Origin of the sequence: Mucilaginibacter hurinus (assembly GCF_003324525.1) — a bacterium.
Classification (GTDB): domain Bacteria; phylum Bacteroidota; class Bacteroidia; order Sphingobacteriales; family Sphingobacteriaceae; genus Mucilaginibacter; species Mucilaginibacter hurinus.
In genome coordinates this window covers 89,176-110,708 of the sequence record NZ_QGDC01000010.1, presented here as the reverse complement: position 1 = coordinate 110,708, position 21,533 = coordinate 89,176, and the positions used below count along the sequence as shown (strand labels likewise).

At 42.0% G+C, this 21,533-nt stretch carries 16 protein-coding genes and 1 pseudogene; 11 read left to right on the top strand and 6 right to left on the bottom strand.

Annotated features, from left to right (window positions below; genetic code table 11):
- Positions 1 to 14: 14 nt before the first annotated feature.
- Positions 15 to 1,217: pseudogene (locus DJ568_RS17495) on the top strand (serine hydrolase domain-containing protein).
- Here the strand turns inward: DJ568_RS17495 and folP are convergent.
- Positions 1,214 to 2,077 carry a dihydropteroate synthase gene (gene folP, locus DJ568_RS16230; protein WP_114006355.1) on the bottom strand — a complete coding sequence of 288 codons (864 nt, stop codon included), beginning with the start codon at positions 2,075 to 2,077 and terminating at the stop codon, positions 1,214 to 1,216. The pseudogene DJ568_RS17495 and the gene folP sit on opposite strands and share 4 nt — an antisense overlap.
- Positions 2,078 to 2,217: 140 nt before the next feature.
- Here folP and DJ568_RS16225 point away from each other — a divergent pair, with 140 nt between their 5' ends.
- The 9 genes from DJ568_RS16225 (at position 2,218) to DJ568_RS16185 (ending at position 11,981) form a co-directional block, all read left to right on the top strand.
- Positions 2,218 to 2,757, top strand: coding sequence for a DUF1599 domain-containing protein (locus DJ568_RS16225; protein WP_114006354.1), 540 nt, complete (start codon positions 2,218 to 2,220; stop codon positions 2,755 to 2,757).
- On the top strand, positions 2,754 to 3,938 hold the full coding sequence (locus DJ568_RS16220; RefSeq protein ID WP_114006353.1) for a BT_3928 family protein: 1,185 nt from the start codon (positions 2,754 to 2,756) through the stop codon (positions 3,936 to 3,938). The genes DJ568_RS16225 and DJ568_RS16220 overlap by 4 nt, the downstream gene beginning before the upstream one ends.
- Positions 3,939 to 3,943: 5 nt before the next feature.
- Entirely contained in the window at positions 3,944 to 5,002 is a 1,059-nt protein-coding gene (locus tag DJ568_RS16215; protein WP_114006352.1) for an ABC transporter permease, read from the top strand.
- Between the two features lie 3 nt (positions 5,003 to 5,005).
- Positions 5,006 to 5,551 carry a shikimate kinase gene (locus DJ568_RS16210; RefSeq protein WP_114006351.1) on the top strand — a complete coding sequence of 182 codons (546 nt, stop codon included), beginning with the start codon at positions 5,006 to 5,008 and terminating at the stop codon, positions 5,549 to 5,551.
- Between the two features lie 64 nt (positions 5,552 to 5,615).
- Positions 5,616 to 5,927, top strand: a complete 312-nt coding sequence (locus DJ568_RS16205) for a hypothetical protein (RefSeq protein ID WP_114006350.1) — start codon at positions 5,616 to 5,618, stop codon at positions 5,925 to 5,927.
- A 38-nt stretch (positions 5,928 to 5,965) separates the two neighbouring features.
- Positions 5,966 to 6,346, top strand: coding sequence for a hypothetical protein (locus tag DJ568_RS16200; RefSeq protein WP_114006349.1), 381 nt, complete (start codon positions 5,966 to 5,968; stop codon positions 6,344 to 6,346).
- Between the two features lie 803 nt (positions 6,347 to 7,149).
- Positions 7,150 to 8,727, top strand: a complete 1,578-nt coding sequence (locus DJ568_RS16195) for a family 43 glycosylhydrolase (protein WP_114006348.1) — start codon at positions 7,150 to 7,152, stop codon at positions 8,725 to 8,727.
- Positions 8,728 to 8,789: 62 nt separating this feature from the next.
- The gene (locus DJ568_RS16190) at positions 8,790 to 10,235 is read left to right on the top strand and encodes an RICIN domain-containing protein (protein ID WP_114006347.1); all 1,446 of its coding nucleotides are present in this window, start codon (positions 8,790 to 8,792) and stop codon (positions 10,233 to 10,235) included.
- A gap of 24 nt (positions 10,236 to 10,259) precedes the next feature.
- Positions 10,260 to 11,981 carry an RICIN domain-containing protein gene (locus DJ568_RS16185; RefSeq protein WP_114006346.1) on the top strand — a complete coding sequence of 574 codons (1,722 nt, stop codon included), beginning with the start codon at positions 10,260 to 10,262 and terminating at the stop codon, positions 11,979 to 11,981.
- A gap of 98 nt (positions 11,982 to 12,079) precedes the next feature.
- Here DJ568_RS16185 and DJ568_RS16180 read toward each other — a convergent pair whose 3' ends face one another.
- Positions 12,080 to 12,991, bottom strand: a complete 912-nt coding sequence (locus DJ568_RS16180) for an EamA family transporter (protein ID WP_199561013.1) — start codon at positions 12,989 to 12,991, stop codon at positions 12,080 to 12,082.
- A 434-nt stretch (positions 12,992 to 13,425) separates the two neighbouring features.
- On the opposite strand from DJ568_RS16180, the gene DJ568_RS16175 reads away from it, so the two are divergent.
- A complete protein-coding gene (locus tag DJ568_RS16175) occupies positions 13,426 to 14,202 on the top strand; it encodes a hypothetical protein (protein ID WP_147238783.1) in 777 nt (258 codons plus the stop codon).
- A gap of 543 nt (positions 14,203 to 14,745) precedes the next feature.
- Here the strand turns inward: DJ568_RS16175 and DJ568_RS16170 are convergent.
- Genes DJ568_RS16170 through DJ568_RS16155 form a run of 4 tightly spaced genes read right to left on the bottom strand, consistent with a single transcriptional unit; the run spans position 14,746 to position 21,410 of the window.
- Positions 14,746 to 15,438 (bottom strand): M48 family metallopeptidase, encoded by a 693-nt coding sequence (locus tag DJ568_RS16170; protein ID WP_114006344.1) that lies wholly within the window; start codon positions 15,436 to 15,438, stop codon positions 14,746 to 14,748.
- Positions 15,431 to 18,607 carry a type I restriction endonuclease subunit R gene (locus DJ568_RS16165; protein WP_114006343.1) on the bottom strand — a complete coding sequence of 1,059 codons (3,177 nt, stop codon included), beginning with the start codon at positions 18,605 to 18,607 and terminating at the stop codon, positions 15,431 to 15,433. The genes DJ568_RS16170 and DJ568_RS16165 overlap by 8 nt, the downstream gene beginning before the upstream one ends.
- Positions 18,604 to 19,833, bottom strand: coding sequence for a restriction endonuclease subunit S (locus DJ568_RS16160; RefSeq protein ID WP_114006342.1), 1,230 nt, complete (start codon positions 19,831 to 19,833; stop codon positions 18,604 to 18,606). The genes DJ568_RS16165 and DJ568_RS16160 overlap by 4 nt, the downstream gene beginning before the upstream one ends.
- The gene (locus DJ568_RS16155; protein ID WP_114006341.1) at positions 19,830 to 21,410 is read right to left on the bottom strand and encodes a type I restriction-modification system subunit M; all 1,581 of its coding nucleotides are present in this window, start codon (positions 21,408 to 21,410) and stop codon (positions 19,830 to 19,832) included. The genes DJ568_RS16160 and DJ568_RS16155 overlap by 4 nt, the downstream gene beginning before the upstream one ends.
- Positions 21,411 to 21,533: the final 123 nt, after the last annotated feature.

Sequence of the window (21,533 nt, the reverse complement as noted above, 5' to 3'; positions counted from 1 at the left end):
TTATTATTACCGTTATGAAAAATATATATCTATCGCTTATTTTAATAGTATTGGGAATAGGCTGTAGTAAATCAAAAAAAGATAATACTGTTAATTCCGATACCTTACAAGCTATACTTGATAAAAAAGTATCGTCCTATAAAATTTTGATGCAAAGTAAAGCGATAGGCATGGGACTGTATATAAAAGACGAAGTGTCCGACATGTATTTATCTTCCGGATTTCCTGAAAGTCATAAAGAAAATATCCGGTTTAGGGGAGCGAGCACTACTAAAACGTTTACCGCAGCGGCTATACTAAGGCTGCAGGAACAGGGCAAGTTAAACATTGATGATAAGATAACAGCAAATATACACGGTTCAACAGAGCCGTATGTTCCAAATAGCGCTGATTATGAAGTGCCTTACAAAGAAGAAATAACAATTCGCCAGCTGCTTAGCCACCGGGCCGGTATATTCGATGTTACCAATACTCCCATTCCGGATACAGTTAAAGCACCCTACGCCGGGCAAGACTATACTGAATATCTGCAAGCCATTAAGGGGGATACCTACACCTTTGAATTTTTGGATCTGATTGGTGTGGCTGCAAGGCATAAACTAAGTTATTTTAAACCAGGTTCGGCATATCATTATTCCAATACCGGGTATAATATGTAAGGAGTGATCGTCGAAAGGATTTCAGGCAAGCCGCTTTCTAAATATTTTGAGGATGAATTTTTGAAGCCGCTAAATATGCAGCATACGTATTTCCCGCAGCAAGGTACCGACCGTGAATTACCACAGCCTTCGGTAACATCATGGCTTAAAGCTGATAATAAACTTACACCGTATACGCTTGATAATGTAACTTCGGCTGCATCTGAAGGTAATATAGTAACAACACCGAAGGACCTAAGCACGTGGGCATTTAATTTATACGCAGCTAAAAAAGTATTAAGCGAGCAAACGCTCAGGGATATGATAGCGCGGGACGATAATGGCCAAGAGCCTGCTAGTTATGGGTTAGGCTGTGATTTGGAGCCCGCGGCCATCGGTTACGGCCATAACGGTGCCCGCGCCGCGTACGTAACCATAATGCGTTACCATCCCGGAACACACCGTACCTATGTAGTATTCAGTACGTTTCTTGATGTAAAAGGCCTTCGGGAGCAAATAATGGATATGGAGGAGGTTGTTCAACAGTCTATAAACGAGGTTATTAAAGCCGAGCGCTAATAATTGCCGGTAGTAGCCTGCCAAACTTTAACTGCTTGTACAGCTTCTTTTACATCATGTACGCGTAATATGCCAGCGCCTTTTGTTAATGCTATGGTGTTTAAAGCAGTGGTGGCATTTAAGGCTTCTTCGGGCGCTATATCCAATAAACCATAAAGCATTCGCTTACGTGATATACCGGCAAGTAACGGTAACTCAAGCGGTGCAAAATCCTGCAACCGATTCATCAGTGCGTAGCTGTGTTCAGCCTTTTTTGCGAAACCGAACCCAGGGTCTATAATCACATCGTTTACTCCAAACTGCCGTAATTGGTTGTACTTGTCTACAAAGTAATCAAACACTTCAGCAATCACGTCTTCATAATCTGCAAGTTGATTCATCGTTTGCGGATTGCCTTTCATATGCATTAATATATAAGGCACCTGCAGTCGTGCTACGGTGGTAAACATCTGCTCATCTAATTGTCCGCCGGAAATGTCATTAATAACATTCGCCCCTGCTTTTACAGCATTTTCTGCCACAGAGGAACGAAAAGTATCAACTGAAATAACAGCGTCAGGAAAGGCGGCAGCAATAGCCTCAACCACCGGCAGGAGTCGATCAGTTTCTTCCTGAAGACCGATATCAGCAGCGCCCGGTCGGGAAGAATAGGCGCCGAGATCAAGAAATGTCGCGCCCTCATTCATCATTTTTTCTGCCTGCAGTAAAGCGTCTTCAATGGCAGGTTTGCGGCTGCCTGTATAAAAGGAGTCGGGAGTGAGGTTGATAATACCCATAACTTTTGGGATGCCCAGGTCTATTAACTTGCCGCCTGCGTTAATGCTTGTTTTTTTACGAAAAAATGAATGCGTGATTTGCATAAGAGCTCACCAAAGATTAGATGATGTAAAGTTACTTTATATATTTGCAAATAGAACTAAAACTGATGGCCCCCTTTCAGAAGAAGGAGCAATGAGAGACTTCGAGCGCTCTGCTTCCGCCAGTACTAAACGCACAAGGAATGTCCAATACAACAGCAGAATACGAAGCAGTAATTAATGTTTGCAAGGGGCTTTTTATAAAAAAAACCCGCGATTACGGGACCGCCTGGCGTATACTGCGTATCGAATCCATCACCGACCAGATTTTTATAAAAGCCCAGCGTATCCGCACGCTCGAAGAAAAGAAAATATCAAAGGTAGGTGACGACATTACCGGCGAATACATCGGTATTGTAAACTATTGCGTTATAGCTATGATGCAGCTGGATTGCGAGGCGGAAACGCCCATTGAACTACCTGCCGATCAGGTAAGTATAATGTTTGATGAAAAGGTACGCGAGACTAAAGAACTCATGTTCGCTAAAAACCACGACTATGGCGAGGCCTGGCGGGATATGCGTATCAGTTCGTTAACTGATTTGATATTGATGAAGTTGCTGCGGGTAAAGCAAATAGAAGATAACAAAGGCGAAACGCTGGCATCAGAGGGGGTAAAGGCTAACTACCAGGATATGTTGAATTACGCGGTATTCGCGCTTATTAAATCAGGAGTAAAATGAAAACAGCGTTAGTTTGGTTTTGCAGGATATTTGTAGGCCTGCTGTTTATTTTCTCAGGTCTTATTAAAGCTAATGACCCGCTTGGCTTCTCATATAAATTAATTGAGTATTTTGAAGTCTTTCATATAAACTTTCTGGATAATTTTGCGGTGGCCATAGCCATGATACTTTGCGCCCTGGAAATAATATTAGGCTTTGCATTGCTAGTTGGAGCACGGGCAAAAGCAACGCTGTGGGGATTGCTTGCACTGATTATATTTTTCGCTTTTCTTACATTTTACTCAGCCTATTTTGAAGTAGTGCGCTCATGCGGCTGTTTTGGCGATGCCATACCACTGACGCCCTGGCAGTCATTCTTTAAAGATCTGGTGCTGCTGCTGCTAACACTTGTTGTGTTTTTTAACCGCGATAGGGTTAAACCGGTGTTCACAAAAAAGGGAAGCGATATTGCGGTAGGGGTAGCCACTGTTTTGGCCTTCGGTGTTGGAATTTATACCTATAGCTTTTTACCGGTACTTGATTTTTTGCCATATAAGGTAGGCGCAAATATTCCGGAAAGTATGAAGATACCGCCGGGAGCCCAGCCCGACGAATATGAGCAAACGTACAATTTGAAAAATAAAGCTACAGGCGAAAAAAAAGTAATGAACGATAAAGCTTACTTAAGTTCAGGTATATGGAAGGATGATAACTGGGAGGTTGTAGGCGATGCCGAGAGTAAGTTGATTAAAAAAGGCTTTACGCCCAAAATTGTTGACCTTGCTATAGCTGATATGCAGGGAAACGATTACACACAGGAACTGCTGACAAATCCGTTTTATAATTTAATGATTGTGGCCTATGATCTGAAAAAAACAGATGAGACGGCGATTGATAAGATTAATGTACTGGCACTTAACCTGGCCCAAAACTATAATACACGCGTAGTATTGCTTACTTCAAATTCGGCGGCAGACGCTATGAACTTTAGTAAAAAGCATAAGCTTTATGGAGAGGTGTTTTTTGCTGATGCCGTACCGCTGAAAAGTATGGTGCGTGCAAACCCCGGCGTTCTATTGCTAAAGGATGGAGTAGTAATTGACAAATGGCACCATAATAATATGCCCGGCTACGATGAACTTGTTGAAAAGTATTTTGACAGAGATGCTGTTCGCGGCGGCGGAAATCAGCGGGTGAAATAACTACAATGATACACTATCTCATTCGCAAAGCAGGATACGCATTGGCAGTAATGCTGGGTGTTATAGTGGTAGTTTTTTTCCTGTTTAATATTCTGCCTGTTGACCCCGCCAGGATGACTCAGGGGCAGCGCGCCGACGTGCAATCGTTGGAGGCGGTACGTAAAGAATTTGGGTTGGATAAGCCGTTACCTGTACAGTTTGTTTACTATCTTAATGATCTCTCGCCCTTAGGTGTGCACGTAAACACCGCTGCTGAACAACAACGATACGGTTACGCCGCACTTTTTAAAGTGTGGCATGATAAGGTACTGGCCATAAAGTGGCCCTACTTACGCCGCTCATACCAAACCCATCAAAATGTAACCGTTACGCTGGCAGGCGTTGTGCCAAATACCCTGATACTCGCCGCCTCGGCCATGCTGATAGCTATTGTGGTTGGTGTATTCCTGGGTGTTACATGTGCCGTGCATCAAAATACATGGATAGACAGAGTTTGTATCAGTCTTTCCACTTTAGGGATTTCTGCGCCCTCATTTTTTGCAGGCATCATCATTGCCTGGCTGTTTGGTTTTGTATTAAGCGAATATACCGGCTTAAATATGTCGGGCAGTTTGTATAGTTATGATCCATTTGAAGGGGAGGTGATGACTATCAAAAATTTAATATTACCCGCTGTGGCCCTTGGCCTTCGGCCGTTGGCTATAATTGTGCAGCTTACCCGTAATGCTATGCTTGATGTACTGGCACAAGATTACATCCGTACGGCAAAGGCAAAGGGTTTAAGTAATAACGCAATAGTGTATCGCCATGCGCTAAAAAACGCGTTAAACCCGGTTGTTACCGCCATAGCCAGCTGGTTTGCATCCCTACTGGCAGGTTCGTTTTTTGTAGAATACGTGTTTGGCTATAACGGTTTGGGGAAGGCTACAGTCGAAGCGCTTGAAATGTCTGATTTCCCGGTTATAATGGGTTCTTTGCTATTTATCGCTTTTATTTTTACCGTTATTAATATTTTGGTAGATGTTGTATATGTTTGGATTGATCCTCGCGTAAAAGCTGTATAATAAATGATTGATATATCTGTTAACAACGACGATTCAGGAAGCGGCAAAGACCTGATATTTTTTGTAGGCTTTATGGGGTGCGGTAAAACAACCTGGGGCCGCAAGCTTGCTGCGCATTTACAATACTCATTTGTTGATTTAGATCACGCATTGGAAGAAAAAGCCGGTATGAGCATAGCCGACTATTTTTCATCCTATGGCGAGCATGCCTTTCGCAAATTGGAATCATCAGTCCTTAAAGAAACGTTATATCCAGCAAAAACAGTGATATCAACAGGCGGCGGGGTACCGTGTTTTTTTGATAATATGGAATGGATGAACGCGCACGGAAAAACCGTATATATCAAACTTTCGCCCAAAACTCTTGCCGGCCGGCTGGAAAATAGCAAGACTGAACGTCCTGTGCTCCAAGGCAAAAAGGGCGATGAGCTGGTAGCCTTTATCACTGCCAAACTTGCCGAGCGCGAAGGATATTACGAGCAGGCAGAGTACATTGTTAACGGCATTGATTTGTCGGTAGAAGGGCTTCAAGCCGAGTTGCATGTTTAGCCTTCTAATTCTCTTTTAATAAATTGAGCAAACCATCCCATGTCAATGTTGTTAAACAGTTATTATGGACCACAATGTGTACCTGTTAGCGACCGATCCGAACGACCCGTGCCGAGATATTATTCACTCAAGGGATACAAGCCTTAAGGTAAGGGTTTTTTGCCTTAACAGTGACAGATTTAGTGCTGACAATAATGAAATACAGCTGTACGGTTATGCCCATGATAAACTATACGCCTTTGAAACCATTAACATAACCGCGGAAGACGCGCTGGATGTGGTAGGTGCGATACAGTGGTACGCTGAATACATTAATTATCCCGAAATGGAAATACTGCCTGAAGATCCGCGCCCGGGTCATCATCTGGCTGTATAGTATTCTACATTGCATATTAGATATTGTTAAATTTGCTTATGCAGGAGCAAACAGCTATTTCCGTCCCTTTATCATTTAAAAATGCTATAAATCAAGATAGCAATGAAGTAAATGCAGCTATTATTTATCACGAACTAAACCAACATCTTCCTGCTATTTCAAACATGCTCACATCTTACCATTGGGAGGAGCGGGGAGCGGTACAGGAGGTAATGATAGAACAAGATTCTATCCATGTCAACAAATCAGGCGAGGGCAAGTTCAGCGTTAAATATGGGGTAAATATCCATTATGGTTGTTCTGACAAGGACATCGATATGGATCACACGATGCTTATTACCATGAAAGCCAATGCCGATAGCAGTATAATCATTTTAGCAGGCGAGAACTTCCCCGAAAGAGACCCGGATATTTTTTAGTAGCTCCTTGATGTACTCAAATTTAGATATTCGAACTATACGTGTAAACGTTTTGTTATCGTGAATATTAACTGACGTCTCTGCTACGTCAGAGTTTGCCAATAAATTTTCCAAGTAATTACCGTAAATGCTTATGTAAGCATGGCCAGGTAAACGGATTGTTTAAATAAAGACACTTACAAAAATAAATGGCAAAAGTACATTTATACGCTTTTTTTGCTTATTAATTTAAATATTTATGGATATATAGTTAATAGTCAATGGTTTAATTACTGTATTTTCTACAGTAATTGTTAATCGTACACTTTGCAGGCCAGCTTTTAAATCAATTTTACAATTGTAATATATAGTGATTTTGGGTTTAAAAAAATGATTTAGCATAAAACAGGATGTAATCGATTGTAGAAATAAATCAAAGCAACACTAAAAAAAATTACTTACCCAAAAGCCAATATTTCATCAATAATTGGTAATAAAACATCATTTTTCGGTTATTCCCTCCTTTAGATTTATCAATACCAATTGCCAAAAATTAAATTATGAAAAACTTCAAACCATTTGGGCTACTCGCGGCCAGGGCTATGTTGCATCTGCAAATGCGTGAGGAATGCAAACTAAACTTGGATAAACTAACAGGAGCGTAAGTTAAAAATGTAACTACACCTGCCTGCTGATTATTTACCGACTTTACTTTAACCGTTCGATTCACAAATCTGTGCTCACTCTGGGGTTGTCAATAATTGATCGCTCCGGGTCACAGCATGATTACATAGCCACCAATTATTAACCTTGAAATAAAAATTATGAGAAAATTGAGACTACTGGGCCTGCTTACGGCAGGTGCTTTGCTCATGCTGCAAAGCTGTAAAAAAAATGAACTGGCAGGTAAATCGCCTGCTGATGTTGCCGGAAAAAATAAAAAAGCCGGACACTGGGCTCCTGATGATGCCATTGTAACCGGCACTTACCGGATATTTCAGCATCAGTATAACACAAAAGCGGTATCAACCGTAGGGCAGGCCGACGGCAACGGCGTAAAAATACATCACTGGAGCTACGCCAGCCAACATGCAAGCCAGAAATGGTACATTGAAGACCGTGGTCTTATCAATGGAACGCGATTTTATACGTTAAGAAATACTGATAGCCAGAAGTACATGCAGTCGCCGAACGGGGCTGTGAGGGGCAGCGAAGTTGAACAGTGGGATTACGTAGCCGGTGATGCAAAACAGCTATGGAAAATTACGCCAAAAGGTATATATGGATTATATATCTTGGTAAATAAAGCTACGGGCCTGGCCCTTACCTTATCGCAAAACGGTGGTAACCCGGGGGCAGACGGTGCTAAGTTACTGCTTGGTGCAAATGATGATACTGCACCTAAGTGGTTCACTATGATGAACCTCGACGACTATTTTTACAACTCCATATTGCAAGACGGGCCCGACCCTTGGGTAGTTGAAAAGGATAACGTGTATTATTATATGAACACTACCGGTTCAAATCTCATTATCCGTAAAGTGTCAAAAATGTCAGATATGCGGGTATGGGGTTGGGGCACTGTAGTGTTTACGCCGCCGGCGGGCACATCGTATTCAAAAAGACTATGGGCGCCTGAGCTGCACTTCCTTAATAATAAATGGTATATTTATTTCGCAGCTTCATATACAGACGGTGAGAATGACCTTAGCCACCGTATGCATGTGCTTGAAAACGCGAGTGCCGACCCCACTCAAGGTACGTGGAACTACATTGGAGAAATGAACACAGGCGGCATATTTTCTATTGATGGCACAGTGTTGAAGTTGGGAAGCAATCTTTACTTCCTCTGGTCAAGCTGGACTCATCAGAATATCTCGCAAAAAGGAATACAGCAGATTTATATAGCGCCTATGAGCAACCCGGTAACTATATCCGGCGCGCGTGTAAAAATTGCCGAGCCGATTTACAGCTGGGAAACCAACGGCCTGGTAAACGAAGCACCCCAAGTGCTGAAAAGCCCGGTTAACGGTGCCACCTTTATCATTTATTCGGGTTCAGGCTGCTGGACGGATGATTATAAGCTGGGGCTAATAAAATTAAATAATGCTGGGGCGCCGTTAAGTGCATCATCGTGGCAAAAGAAAAATGTGCCGGTGTTTGAAAAGAGTACAGGCAATTCGGTATACGCACCGGGTCATTGTTCATTCTTTAAATCTGTAGCGGGTAATGAAGATTGGATAGTTTATCATGCCAGTAATCAATCTTACCCGGCCGGCCAGGCGTGTGTGCCTTCGCGCAGCCCACGTATGCAGCCGTTCCTTTGGGCCGGCAATGGCGAACCGGTTTTTGGAGCTCCGTTAAATATAAATACACCGATACGCCAACCCTCAGGCGAATAATACAAATAACCTCCGGGCTTAAACCAGCCCGGAGATTACTTATTTATTTAATCACATTAGTTATGAAGAAACAATTACTTATACTGTTATCAGCATGTATGCTGGTAATTTTTGAAGGCTGTAAGCGGGATGCCAATCTTCAACCGGCAAAACAGCTTGATAGTAAAAAGGCTACTTTATGGGAAGGAGGAGATCCGCTGGTTAATGGCCGGTGGAAGTTCACGCAATATCAAAACCCTAATAAGTCTGTTTGTGTAGTAGGTAATGCACTGAGCGATGGCGCCGGCATACATCAATGGTATTACAAGCCCACCAATTCGCAAAACTGGGACCTTACCAAGCAAACCGTTGGCGGTATTGATTACTTTAAAATTGTAAGCGTAGCCAGCGGCAAGGCATTGGCTGCACCAGGCAATTCATCGGGTGTACAACTGGTGCAAAAAACAGTAACTGCGGATGATAAGCAGTTGTGGCGCATAATATATGTAGGCGGCTACGGGCTATACTACATAACCAACAAATCAAGCGGTTTGGCTATTACACTGCAAAGCACACCCGGAGCTGATGGCACAACATTGATACAAGCCGCTTATACCGCAGCCGGTAGCCAGTACTTTCATTTTTATAATCTCACGTATCCGGTACTGGGTGCCCGTATACATATTTACAATCCCCAGCCGGGCGGACAGCAATATTATATAAACGATCATTGTTTTATACAGCACACCAATGGCATATGGCATATGTTCGGCATTACACGCAAGTGGGATACCGATGATATTGATGGAGGAAAGGAGATAAGCTTTGCACATGCTACAGCCAGCACACTTGATCAAATTGACTGGAACCCGAAAGCTGATATTCAGCGTCACCCGAGTGAGGTAACTCCCGGAGGGTGGAACCCGATATGGGCGCCACATGTGGTATATGACGCAGCTACGGCAAAATACTATATGTTTTATTCGGGGGGCATAAGCAGCCACCAAATGCAAATGCGGGTGCGTACTTCAACAGATTTGTATAACTGGTCGGCGCCTGTAAATTTATTTATTGACGGTTACCTGGCGCGCGATCCGCGGGTAATGAAAATTGGTAGCCAGTGGGTAATGTATTACTCTGCAACCGCTAACGGTAATGCTACCGATTTTGGGCTAAACATCGTAGCCTATCGCACAAGTGCCAGCTTAACAAGCGGATGGAGCGGCCGCAAGGTAGCATTCAGCGATTACACAAATGATTATCTTACTGAGTCGCCATATGTAGCTAAAGTGGGTTCATATTATTACCTGTTCAGGTGCTGGGGTGGATTTCCGTGGGAAACAAAATATGAGGTTACAGACGTGTATCGCGGAACAGACCCTTTTAACTTTACTTCGTTTCAAAAAGTAGGTGTTATAAAGGCCCATGCCGCTGAGGTACTGCAGGGGGAAGGCGGCCAATGGTGGGCCAGCCATTGCGGCTTAGGCAAAAACGGTTTGTACCTCGCGCCAATTGACTGGGAGCCTTAATCACTTATATACATCCAAAAAATTATGAACATTAAAAATATTAGTATCGGTATTGCCTTAATAGCCACAGCTTTCTTTATGCAAAGCTGCAGCAAAAAAGACACATTTAACCCCGGGGAGAAATCGGCAATAAAGGGTTCAGACCGGCCCAAAGCCAACAACGGTATTGTTATTGCTAATGGCCGGTATTTTATCGCATCGCGTAAAACATCTACAGTTAACCCTTACCGGTTGGTTGAAATAGGCGGCGCGGTAACTACCGATGGCGCAGAAGTAAAGCAATGGGACGCATACACTGCCGGCGACAACCCACACCAGCGCTGGGACGTTCAGCGTATATCAACTGAAAGCGGCGTAAATTATTACCGTATAATAAATGTAAAAAGCGGTAAGGTAATGGATCTTTTTGCCGGCTCAACCGCCGACGGTCAGATCATACGTCAATACCCTTATACGGGCTCCCCCTCGCAATTATGGAGTTTTGAACCCGTTAACGTAAGCGGTACCTACTGGTGGCGAATCAAGAATAAAAATAGTGGTAAGTATATGACGCTTGAAGGTAATAATCCTGCTAACGGAACCTTTATGACGCAGCGCCCGTTGTCATCAACGGCCCCCGAATCGCAGCAATGGGTTGCATCATTTGCCGCGCCTGATGATACGCCTCCGGCTGATGCAAGTTCTCCAACCTTGTCTGTTAGCTGGCCCGCTGGGGATGGTGTAAAAATTTCGCACGCGGCAGCGGTAAGCGCACGCTATGGCCGTGTTATGCGATTGTCGTCAACCACGTTATTGGCTACGTATAACTTTCATACGTATCTGTCACCCGGTAAAATAGCCGTGGCAAAAAGCACCGATAACGGGGCTACATGGACGCTGATAAAATCGTTTGAACCAAGCGGTACAGATGCAAACTACTATCATTCTAATTTTAAGAAACTGGCTAATGGTGATATATTACTTGGCTTTACATCTATAGGTGTTACAGATGATAATGCCAACGATAAAGTATACCTGTCGCGAAGTACCGATGACGGTGCAACATGGTCTAACCACCAGGTTATAGTTTATGGCCGCAGCTGGGAACCCGCGTTTATTCAATACAGTTCGGGTGAGGTACAGGTGTTTTACTCAAACGAAGCGCCTTATTATTCAGCAGGTGTTTTTCCTATTCTGCAACAGGAAATAACCATGAAGAGCTCGCCGGATAACGGTGTAAACTGGTCGTTGCCAAAAACTGTTGCTTTTACTGCCAATATGCGCGATGGCATGGCAAACCCAATACATCTGGGTGCAGGCAAAGGTGCGGCATTTGCTATTGAAAGCGTTAACGCTGCCAGTTCGCCATACATTGTATGGTCAAATACAGGTACGGCAAAGTTCAAGTACGGAGGATATGGCACGGTCGCTAATGGCCGCAGGTGGCTGCACCGGGCCAATCCCGGTTATTTCGGCGGTGCACCTTACCTTGCCTTGCTGCCTAATGGTAATACCGCATTATCGTTTCATTATGATGGTGGCCGTACAATAAACGATTGGCAGAAAAGCACCATGGGCTTTTGCATAGGTAACACGGTAGCCAAAAACTTTAGCGCGCCTACCCAGCCATGGCCGGGATTGCCGGCAGACCAGGGCGCTATTGAAAACTCCATAACCGTAGATGGCAGCAACGCAATTTTTGCGGTATCCAGCCGACGGTATACCGATGGACATTACGAAGTAAGGATGAAGCGGGGGACTTTTTAAAGGCTTAAGTTATCTAATCAACAACGCTGCTTTTAAGCAGCGTTGTTGATTTTTTGAACGTTTAGTAGTGTTGCCCATACACAATATCAGTTGTCAATTTATTTACCTGACCGTACACTCTTGCTCACCCGGATGTTGAAGATTACAACAGCAGCAAAAACCACTGCATAACCAGTTAACTGCATAGCGTTAACCGGCTCATGAAATACTATAACGGCAATAGTAAATCCAATTAGAGGGTTAATGCTTAATAACATACCCACTGTTGATGAAGTTAAGGCTTTCAGCGCATAGAGGTTTAAAAAAAGCGGGATGATGGTAAATACAACAGATATAATGGCCGTATAGCTGTAAAAATCAGCACTGGTAGGTAACCGGGCACTAAAAAAAGGATAGAGCGGCAATAGCAACACTGCGGATATCACAAAATGAAAAGTAAGCACCAGCAACTTATCAAACCCGGCATTACGGCGTTGGCTAACCAGATACAGCGCGTATGACAGCCCCACTACAAGGCTGTAAAGCATATCCAGCATATTGCCAAGGGCCAGCAGCAGACAGCCACCTATACTTAAGCCTATTGCCAGTCGCTGATACTTATTTAATTTCTCTTTCAATACGAAGAATGCCAGTAGCGCGGTAAGTATGGGGCAAACCAGGTAAGCAAGCGAAGTAGCTTTTATACTGATGTGGTTCATTACATAAATAAAAAAGAACCAATTGCTTGTTAAGAATATGCCGCCGCCAATATTCAATAACACACTTTTCTTTTTTTGATGGTAGGCCAGCTTTCTAAAAAGTTGTACATTCTCATTAAACGTGCGGCGCCTGAAAATAGCGGTTATCAGCAGCATTAATACAGTAGAGAAAAATACCCGGTAAAAAAGTATATCTAATGATGGATAGTTCTGCAAAGGCATTAAAGCAAAGCTGAAAAAGCCCCATATTGCAAATGCCGCAATAGCGGCAGCATAATACTTTGTGGTATTTGATGTATCTGTTTTTTTCACCGCCGGCAAAGCTGTACAGAATTATTTATTGTACCATCATTCCTGCGTAAAACTGTATTGCGCTATTTTTACAGCTTACTAAAATAATTTACTGTGTCATGTACAGCCTTCTTACACAATGGCTGACTTTTACAGTTCAAATCTATAGCTATGGATATATATTTAATGTATATTTAAAAGCATAATATGGGTCAATCAATCTAAATAATTCTTGCATTATATTCACTTCATTATAATTTTGGGTAATGTTTAAAGCCAATTCGAGCAGTTATCTAACGTTTGTCGGTCCATTTAAAACTCAGCTATTCATAAATATCCAGGAGCTTATTCATTCCGGATATGCAGCATTTCAAAATGTACTTTTAGAGAGATTACAGCAAGATCCCGGAAATGGGATTTGGCGATATTTTTCTAATCAACCACGGTCGAGCAAATTGAGCTTTGATGTAGACACTTACCAGGGCGAAACAATTACTCCGAGGTATTTAATGGAATTTGATTACCTGCCCGATGCTGCACTGCAGCAAAAAGTGAACGAGTTGACCGGCAATGTTTCTGCTGATATAAAAATTAAGATAGACAGCATAAGTTTAAAGTACATGGATTCTGGTACAGGCACTATTTACTTTAACACCGAATATTTACTTGAAGCGGCTAAATCGGCTGGTGAGATCAAAGATTTTCATGAGAAGCTAAGTTCGCTTTTGTCTGAAATGGCCAACGGGCTTATAGTACAATGCACTGCAAAGCTAAAAGCAGCTTTGCCGGCGTGGTGCTTGTTAAAAGATGAACGAAGTGCAGCACAGCCTGTGTTGGCGTGGATGCACTGGGTGTTTTATGTAGCGGCAGCAGATCACGATGATTCAAACATTAAGCATATAGCAAACTCTTTTATTTCCAGATTGGATGACAACGGATTAACCGATGCATCTATTATTGAAGGTTTACATTTTTACCCCAGTATTGGCAACTCTTTAGTTATTTATACTGATCCGGGGTTGGTATCAAACAAACATTTCGGCGCTTTAGAGGGTATGGTAGGTTACTTAAATTGTAACTGGTTAGCCATGAGTGAGATGGATAAAAAGTTGTTTTATCAAATTAATGAATTGAGCAGAAACAACCATATACTTAAACTAAAAGATCTTGAGATTAAATACAACCTCATTCATGATACTTTTGAACAGATTACCTTATTTAAGTCCATTTGAACCCCGCCGGGGTGTTAAGGATAACTGGTTTGTTTTCGTTGTTTTCGTTGTTCATGTTTGTTATTATTTTTTTCTCACTCTACTTTACTTGTACCATCATCATGCTGGCACCTCACATAATAACTATTATAGTTTTATTTGGGTACTAAAGTTTATTTTATACAAGAATCTAATTATCAATTATTTATAATGCAAATATAGTCTATATTTGAGCCCTGTCAAGCGGTGCATTGAAGTATTTTTTTACTATAAAAGATAAAGATAGGGTAGCCCGAAAACAACCTTGAAAACCCCGTAGTTACCCCGTTAAAGACCACACCATATATAATTAATAGTAATAGTTAATAGAAATAGAAAAGATTAATATAACTTATAATATATGAAGCGTCACTTTAGAATACTGTGGCAATTTTAATTTGTTAAGGTTTTTAGCATCAATCATTCTGTGATAATGCTATGGAATATTCTTCTCTGCCTAAGTTTCCTTGATAGATTGCCCTGCGCAGCAGAACCTCTCAATCGTTTGAGTGCCGGGCGGCGCCGCTAAATTTGTAGCCTATAAATCCTTTCATCAAGTTCTTGCCAGTTACCAATATACTTGGACAACTCAGCCCAATATTCCTTTGAATGATTTTTAATTTTAGTATGTACCAACTCATGTACTATTACATAATCAATCAGTGAGAATGGTAACTTAATAGTATCTATATTAATGATAATATTGTTGGTGTCCGTACAGCTCCCCCAACGTTTCTCCAAAAAAAGGAATTTGATTTTGTTGTAGGGTAGTCCGGTAGCGGTAGACCACTTGCGAATACGTGGGTTAATCTTTTCAACGGCTTTAGCCTTGTAGAATTGTTTAAGTGCTTTACCTATCTCAACCTGAATATCTATGAACGGGTTTACTGTAAACTTAAATTGAGAATGATTGAAGTCTACCGTTACCCCTTCAACCTTAGAATCAAAAATAATTTCAGCGTAGTACTTCCGCCCAAGGTAGGGTATACGGGAACCGGTAACGATTTCATCGGCATCAACCTGCTTCACTAAATCCAGCTTATTGAGTATCCACCGGGCTTTTTTCAGTATCATTTGGTCGGCTTTGTACAGCGGTACAGCTTTGCCCTTTAATACTACACCTACACCTTTTTGCACACTAATATAATGCGCTTTAAGCCCTTCCTTTTCCTCAATGGTATATTGAATCGTACTGCTACCGTAAACTACGTCAGGCATGTTTATTTCGCTTTAAAACCTCAATCAATTCTTTAGCCTTAATCTTAGCGGCGGGTCGGTCAATCTTATCTTTCAAAATGGAAATTATTTTTTTCTCCATCTCATGTAGCACCATTCCCTTAGCTTCCCAACCGATAATTTCCAACTCGCCGGTTATATTATCAAATAACGCATTTGTGGCTGCCTCAGCATCTTCGGCACCATAAATAGTTTTCATGGTATTGTAAACAGCAACCTGCTGCTCTGTGATGAAGCCCTTAGATGCACCTTCCCGCTGTTCGTTAGCGATTACATCCTGAATGTCGGCAAATGCCTTTAACAGGCTTATTTGCGTTATCCTGTCTTCTTTACGCTCTTTCAATAGCTGCTCTAACCGCTCAGCCAAAGGCCGGTAAAAGTCCGGGTTCTTTTCTAATCCAACCTTGATAACGTGTATCAGGTTATTACGCATTTTAAGCTCTGTGGTAGCAGGTGATGCATTCAGTATTTCCTCTTTAAACTTATCTTTATCGATAATAGAAACCGGTTCGTTCAGTAACGACTCAATACCTTCCGATTTCAAATAGGTATCAATCAGGGTTTGCAGCATCTGGCTTTCGTCCTTGGTTATCTTCAACTCCTCATCGTCCGGGTAAGCATTCTTAGCCCTGAGCTTAATCTCGTTGTATAACTTGAAATCATCCAGAAACTTTATGGCCTTAACATCCGGCAGCACAATAGCAACCGATTTGTTAAACTGCTTTAAAAGCTCTTTGAAGTTGTCCCGCTTATCTACAGGTTCAATATAGCGCAGGGCTTCATCAACATATTTGTTGCGGTCTAAATGTCTATCCGCTTTTAGTGGCCTGAAAAAATCAACCAGCTTATTGTGGTTTAATTCAAGCTTTGGATATTCCTCATTGATGTTCTTAAGAATGTCGTTTGGCCGAATGTCGCCGGAGAAAATCTCCAATGACTGTATTAGGAACGCTGAAATACCAAAGTAATCAACAATGTACCCTGCGGCCTTGCCTTTTCTACTTCGGTTAACACGAGCTATCGCCTGTAACAGATTATGCTCCTTTAATGGCTTATCGAGATATAAGCAGGAGGCTATTGGGGCATCATACCCGGTTAGCAACATATCGGACACTATCAGGATGGCTGTGTTGTCAAACTTCTTCCTACCTGATTTTTCAATGTCAGTAACATCCCCAAAGGGAAGCTTGTAATCTTCGGTAACCTGCTTTATGTCATCGGGTGCAACTACCCAAATTGGTTGAGTGTCATGCGGGTGGTTTTTATTCCATTCAACCGTTTTGTAGTACTCTTCAGCTACCTCATCCGTTTTAGGCGAACCAATGCTCACCACAACCTTGGCGTCAAAATCGTGGTAACCCTCAGCTCGTAACGCTTCAAAGGCTTGCTTATAACGTATGGCACCAAACCGGCCATCACAAACCAGCATTGCTTTGTTGCCGTTGCTGTATATTTTCTCCTGAAAATGATTGATAATGTGCTTGCTTATCTCACCGATGCGGCTTGCCGAGAACTGATAGGTTTTAAGGGCTTTATCTTTTAGTAATTCCTGTTTCTTTTCCGATTCATGGCCGAACTTTTCGTGAAACTCTGCATCCAGTTCATCTTTTTTAACATCCAGTTTGGCTATGCCCTCATCATACAGCAGCTCAACTGTGGCACCATCAGCCACTGCCTCTTTAATGGTGTAAGTGTCCAGATAATCGCCGCCATAGAACTCGCCTAACGTACTTTTATCTTCTTTTGATATTGGCGTACCAGTGAACGCTACAAACTTGGCATGGGGCAGCACAGAGCGCATAAAAGTGGCAAGAAAGCCGTATTGGGAGCGGTGGGCTTCGTCTACTAAAACATAAAGGTTCTTTTTATCAGATAACTCTTCCAGCTTTACTTCTTCCCGTTCAATTTCTTCCCACCGGCCATCTCTTGCAATCTTTGTGATTTTAAAAAGCACATTGTTACTTATATGCTTTTCCACTTTTAATCGCTCTTCTTCGGCCTCTGTCTGGTCGGGGGTATCGGTAGCATCTTTATCAACCTCCTGAAATTTTTGTATAGTAGTGGTAATGATACCCCCGTAGTCATTTCTTAATAACCTATCCAAATTCCTTACAGAAGTAGCCTGTCTCACATTCTTTAGGCCAACGTTCCTAAAAGTTCCGGTTATCTGTGCATCTAAATCCTTTCGGTCGGTCATCACTATTACCGTAGGGTTATCAAAGCCAAATTCTGGTGCCTGTAGCTTCCGGGTAACGTAGGCCATTGTGATAGACTTACCACTACCTTGGGTATGCCAGACTACGCCCCCTTGCCCTCCTTGTAATTTCTCTATAGTGTTGTTAGTAGCCCTGATTTGTTGGTAACGAGGTAGCTTTTTAATTACCTTCCCCTCGTCAACTTCGAAAATGACAAAGTGCCGAATAATATCCAGCAACCTCTCCTTTTGGAACAGGTTATATATTAATTTATCCTGCTCAGTGATAATACCGGCAACCTCCTCAAAGGGTTTCAGGCGATACACTGAATAAAAGGCGGCTGGTGAGTTAATTGCGCCATATCTCCCGCCGACCTCCCAAATAGCTGCGCATATCTGGTTGTAATAAAACAATTTTTCAGAGTTGCGCTGGTAAAAATCCAAGTCGCTGTAGGCATTCTCAAAAGCATTGTGAGAGGTTGGTGATTTACATTCAATAACCCCCACCGGGAGGCCATTGACATAAACCACTAAGTCTGGTACTGAATGCCGGGCAGTGCCATGGAATTTTAACTGGTTAACTACTAAGAAGTCGTTGTCATTAATCCGCTCGGCATCGTACTCAATATACTTAACAGGGATAAACTCGTCTTTACCTCGTATCACCTGCTTGACTGAAAAGGCGGCACCCTTTAACAGCTCCCAAAAGTTTTGATTTATTTCTATCAGGGATGCGCCCTGTGCGTCTGTAATCTTATCGTACGCCTTGTTTAGGTTATTATTGTCAATCCAAGGGTTAAGGCGCTTAATAGCTTGTAGTAGCCGGTCTTTAAGGGTTATTTCGGTAATACCGGTACGCTCATCTGTACCGCTGCCATCCCAATACTGATAGCCAAGCTTTCTAAACAACTCAATAGCAGGCACCTCGCTAAAAGTATACTCGGGGGATTGGCTCATGCTACTGCGCTTTCTGGTTGGTAAGTATTTACCCGGACTTTACCGGTAAGGAGTTGCTGCATCAAACTTATTTTAAAATCAATGTAAAGACTTTGTTTACTCGCAAGTAAAGTCAGCTTTTTATCTATAGTTTCTAAGACTTCAACTATTTTAGCTTGGTCTTCAATTGGGGGGAGGGGTATTGAAAACTTCAATATATCTGATGCTGGCAAATTAGAAATAGTTCCTTTTCTCGCAAACTTCTTCACTTGGCTAATCGCAAAATTAGACTGCATAAAATATTTAAAATACTTTGCCATCAATTTATCATTGAGCCTTATCCTTACAGCATACGCACTCGGTATAAACGGAATATCTTGATTATAAAACACACCTGTTAGGCCACAGTCTGCGGTGGTTATCATTATGACATCATTTTCCCTCAATTTATGTTGAGTAATTATTTCTTCATCCAAGAGCGCAAGGGGAACCTGTTCGTACTTGATTTCCCCTTTTTTATTGATGTCTGTACCTCTTATTGTTTTAACATTACCGGTTAAAGAATAATCATTGGCACTAAATCGAGGGCCATAGTTTATGCTCTCAATAACATAAGCAAAAACAGCTTTTATCCAACTTTCCGGTATCTCACCCAATTCAGAACTTTTAAACGCAGTGTGTCCTATACCTTTAATAAGCAATTGTTGCGTTAAGCCCTGCTTAAGTTTTTCTGTTTCGACTATTTGGGTTGTAATGATATTGATTTTATCATCTACAGTCGATAGGATTTCCGCTATCTTTTGTTGCTCAGATAATGAGATGGGGTAGTGGATAATCAATGTCTTTGGAAGGTCACTCGGGACGTGAGGTATACCCGAGCCTGTCCTATTCTTTTGTATCCAAGAGTAATTATTCTGTAATTGATAATATAAAAAGTATGGATTGATTGTAATTTTGGGCGTTATCTTAGTTACGGTAGACCCAATAATACCTTGGTGTCCAATCGTTGTTAGACCGGAGCGTTCCCCATCCCATAACATAAGAATATCATCTAAGTCGCATTTTACACCACTTGCCGAAATTGAAAAATTAATATAATTTCCTTCAAAAGAACCGGCTCCAATTACTGGCATACAATTTTCGTCCATTGAATTCTGTACATCAACCTTTTTTCCCTTCTGAAACGATGCAAGCATTCCAATATAATCAGAACGCCATCCTTCAATAAGAATTTCGTTTTTTTTCATAATCCCAGTTCAGCTAACAGAATTTGCAACTTTTCATTAATGACGTTTTCTTTAAGCTCTAACTGTTCGATTCGCACTTTAACTTTATGTAAGTCTATTTCTTCAACCTTAACATGGGTGTCAATATATCGGCTAATATTCAGGTTGTAGTCATTACCGGCAATCTCGCTTACCGGGACAAGCCTTGCAAAGCTTTCAAGCACGGGTACGGCTACTAATTCCTGTTGGGCAAAGTGATTATAAGCTTCTAAGATAGATTTGACATTACCATTTGTCAACTCGTTTTGATTACTGCCTTCCTTATACTCTTTGCTCGCATCAATTACTATAACTGAGTTTCTTAAAAGTTCCGGTTTGCTTTTATTGATAATCCAAATGGAAGCCGGGATACCGGTATTGTAAAATAGTGCTGGCGGTAACCCCACAATACCCTCTATAAGGTCTTCTTTCAAAAGCTTTTCTCTTATTGAACCCTCTGCGCCACTTCTAAATAATGTCCCATGTGGTAACACTACCCCGGCTTTGCCGTCTTGCTTTAGCGAAGCAATCATGTGCTGCAAAAATGCTAAGTCGGCGTAACCACGTGGCGGGATACCATACTGAAACCGCCCATGCTTATCAACTACCTCTTTGGTATAGTTTGGCGTGGACTTCTTTTCCTTACCATTTTTATCTAACTGTACTTCCCGGTTAGCCTCAATCAACCCCCACCACGCATCTTGTGAGAACGGAGGATTGGCAATAACCCGGTCGAACAGCATTAAACTATCATTTTCTAAATGCTGCGGGTTGGTAAGGGTATCACCTTTACGTAAGTCTGCTTCAACAAAGTTATGTAGTATCATGTTCATCTTGCCGATAGCCCATGTACCAACATTTTTCTCCTGTCCGTAAAGCGATACGTTAATGTTGTTATTAACCTTACCGCCCGGTAATTGAGCTACATATTTAGCAGACTCTATCAACATGCCCCCGCTGCCAAATGTGGGGTCATATATCTTATGCTTAGGCTGTGGTTTGATTAATTGCACTATTGTTTTTACCACGCCCTGCGGGGAATAAAACTCGCCACCTTTCTTCCCGGCATCGTCCGCAAACTGCTTAATCAGGTACTCATAAGCATCGCCCAAAAGGTCCGGGGTGTATAAGTCCTTGTTGGCTAATGAATGCTGGTTGAAGTGGCGTAGTAGCCTTTGCAGCACTTCATCACTCAGACGGTCTTTATCGCCAAACTTTGTGGTGGTTAATACACCCTCCAAGTATTTGGTGTTCTCACGCTCTATCGCTGCAAAGGCTTTATCCAGTGCAACGCCAATATTTTCCGTTACCTTTTTAAGTTCTTCCCACTGGGCTTCTGCCGGTAGTTTAATAAAAGGCTCTTCTTCGGCCTCTTCCCGGCTCAGGTTGTCACGCTCCATGATGTTAATTACTTCTTCTTCGTACACATCATTAGCACGTTTTAAGAATAGTAATCCGAATATATAGTTCTTGAAATCTGAGCTATCGATGCTGCCCCTCAGTATGTTGGCTGAATCCCAAAGCCACGATTCCAGTTTATCAAGTGTAAGTTGAGCCATAGTAAAAATTAGTATCTCCCGGTTAAAAAATCGGCAAAGCTAATCTAATTTTTTGATTTGAATTTTCTGCGAAAATTTTTGGCAGGGAATTCACTTCTCTATTAGGCTGCTTTTCTGGCGTCA

Excerpts from the sequence above, each read along its gene's own strand:
- DJ568_RS16190 (WP_114006347.1), top strand. The coding sequence starts at position 8,790 with ATGAAGAAACAATTACTTATACTGTTATCAGCATGTATGCTGGTAATT.
- DJ568_RS16205 (WP_114006350.1), top strand. The coding sequence starts at position 5,616 with ATGGACCACAATGTGTACCTGTTAGCGACCGATCCGAACGACCCGTGC.
- DJ568_RS16170 (WP_114006344.1), bottom strand. The coding sequence starts at position 15,438 with ATGCCTGACGTAGTTTACGGTAGCAGTACGATTCAATATACCATTGAG.
- DJ568_RS16160 (WP_114006342.1), bottom strand. The coding sequence starts at position 19,833 with ATGAAAAAAAACGAAATTCTTATTGAAGGATGGCGTTCTGATTATATT.
- DJ568_RS16155 (WP_114006341.1), bottom strand. The coding sequence starts at position 21,410 with ATGGCTCAACTTACACTTGATAAACTGGAATCGTGGCTTTGGGATTCA.
- folP (WP_114006355.1), bottom strand. The coding sequence starts at position 2,077 with ATGCAAATCACGCATTCATTTTTTCGTAAAAAAACAAGCATTAACGCA.
- DJ568_RS16215 (WP_114006352.1), top strand. The coding sequence starts at position 3,944 with ATGATACACTATCTCATTCGCAAAGCAGGATACGCATTGGCAGTAATG.
- DJ568_RS16225 (WP_114006354.1), top strand. The coding sequence starts at position 2,218 with ATGTCCAATACAACAGCAGAATACGAAGCAGTAATTAATGTTTGCAAG.
- DJ568_RS16220 (WP_114006353.1), top strand. The coding sequence starts at position 2,754 with ATGAAAACAGCGTTAGTTTGGTTTTGCAGGATATTTGTAGGCCTGCTG.
- DJ568_RS16185 (WP_114006346.1), top strand. The coding sequence starts at position 10,260 with ATGAACATTAAAAATATTAGTATCGGTATTGCCTTAATAGCCACAGCT.
- DJ568_RS16210 (WP_114006351.1), top strand. The coding sequence starts at position 5,006 with ATGATTGATATATCTGTTAACAACGACGATTCAGGAAGCGGCAAAGAC.
- DJ568_RS16165 (WP_114006343.1), bottom strand. The coding sequence starts at position 18,607 with ATGAGCCAATCCCCCGAGTATACTTTTAGCGAGGTGCCTGCTATTGAG.
- DJ568_RS16200 (WP_114006349.1), top strand. The coding sequence starts at position 5,966 with ATGCAGGAGCAAACAGCTATTTCCGTCCCTTTATCATTTAAAAATGCT.
- DJ568_RS16195 (WP_114006348.1), top strand. The coding sequence starts at position 7,150 with ATGAGAAAATTGAGACTACTGGGCCTGCTTACGGCAGGTGCTTTGCTC.